1 protein-coding gene is annotated in these 1,800 nt (G+C 42.9%); it reads left to right on the top strand.

Translation table 11 applies throughout. The annotated features are described in order from the left end of the window. Positions 1 to 103: 103 nt before the first annotated feature. The gene (locus CXF78_RS16270) at positions 104 to 1,567 is read left to right on the top strand and encodes an aminoacyl-histidine dipeptidase (RefSeq protein ID WP_102037366.1); all 1,464 of its coding nucleotides are present in this window, start codon (positions 104 to 106) and stop codon (positions 1,565 to 1,567) included. The last annotated feature ends 233 nt before the right edge of the window (positions 1,568 to 1,800 follow it).

Here is a 1,800-nt window from a genome sequence, read left to right as displayed (position 1 = left end):
AAATCGGTATCGCAATATCAAGTAACTGCGCAGAATATGTTAAAATAGTCGCAGTTATATTTTGTGTCGTATATCGACTTGATTTCATCTTAGAGGGCGTTTCGTGACTGCATTAACTCAATTATATCCTCAGCCTCTATGGCAATGGTTTGAACAAATTTGCGCTATTCCACATCCATCAAAGCATGAACATGCGTTATCACAACATATTCAACAATGGGCAAAAGCTCAAGGCCTTGCGGTTGTTGAAGACAAAGTGGGTAATTTAATCATCCGTAAGCCTGCTACTGCAGGAATGGAAAACTGCAAAATAGTGGTGTTACAAGCGCACATTGATATGGTGCCGCAAAAAAATGCCGACAAAGTACATAATTTTGAAACCGATCCGATTGAAGCCTATGTTGACGGTGATTGGGTTAAAGCTAGAGGAACAACCTTAGGTTCTGATAACGGTATTGGTATGTCTTCGGCGTTGGCCGTTTTAGGCAGTAAAGACATTAAGCACGGGCCACTCGAAGTGCTGCTCACCATTGATGAAGAAGCCGGCATGACTGGCGCTTTTGGTTTAGAAGCCGGTTACCTTGATGCTGAAATTTTAATTAATACTGATTCAGAGCAAGAAGGTGAAATCTACATGGGTTGCGCCGGCGGTGTTGATGCACAAATAAGTGTACCAATGTCTTGGCAAGCACCAGAACAAAGCAACGCCAGCTTTTCACTGACTATGTCGGGTTTAAAAGGCGGCCATTCTGGTGTCAATATTCATCTTGGTCGTGGTAACGCTAACAAGTTATTAGCGCGATTTTTATTTAAATACAGTGAGGAATTAGCCTTAGAGCTAGTCAGCTTTAGTGGTGGTTCGCTGCGTAATGCGATTCCGCGTGAAGCTAACGTTCAATTGATGTTGCCAGCTGAAAATGTTGAAGCATTAAAACAAGCTATTGAGTCATTTCAAGCGTTAGTGCGTGAAGAGTTAGCCGTAGCTGATCCTGCCATGTTACTCACGTTAGCCGCAATTGATGCACCAACAAAAGTGATGGACGAAGAAGCGCAAAATACCTTAATCGACTTATTACATGCTAGCCCTAACGGTGTTATCCGCATGAGCGATGAAGTAGAAGGCGTCACTGAAACATCATTAAATATCGGCGTGATCAGCACTGAAGATGAAAGCGTAGAAATATTATGCCTTATTCGTTCATTAATCGATTCGGGGCGTGAAGAAGTCACTGGTATGCTAACCGCACTATCAAATCTATCGGGTGCTAGCATTGATTTAAGCGGTGCTTATCCAGGTTGGAAACCAGACACTAGCTCACCTGTTATGGAAATTGTGCGTGACACCTATAACGATATTTATAAAAAAGATCCTACCGTGATGGTTATTCATGCGGGTCTTGAATGTGGTTTATTTAAAGAACCTTATCCGCACATGGACATGGTATCGATTGGTCCGACGATTCGTTATCCGCACAGCCCAGATGAAATGGTCAACATCACCACGGTTGGTCAATATTGGGAATTACTGCTTGCTGTATTAGAGCGTATCCCAGCTAAAGAGGCGTAATCAGTAAAGTGATTGTGGCTATGGTTATAATTGGCTGATAAGCCATATAAGAAAGGCGACAGCAATGTCGCCTTTTTGCTCTCTATGGTTTCCGTTATAAAATGAGCGCCTAAAATTGTAAATCGAGTTGAGTAATTTGATCGACACTACTCTCGGAAGGAGCCAACGTCACATCCGCTAGGCCAACGCTCACACCGACTAATCGAATCCCTCGCCCTTGGCTTCGTTGTAAT

The organism is Shewanella sp. 11B5 (assembly GCF_002836795.1).
Taxonomy (GTDB): Bacteria; Pseudomonadota; Gammaproteobacteria; order Enterobacterales; family Shewanellaceae; genus Shewanella; species Shewanella frigidimarina.
Note: the sequence above shows the minus strand (reverse complement) of the source record. Positions and strands in the feature narration are given on the sequence as shown.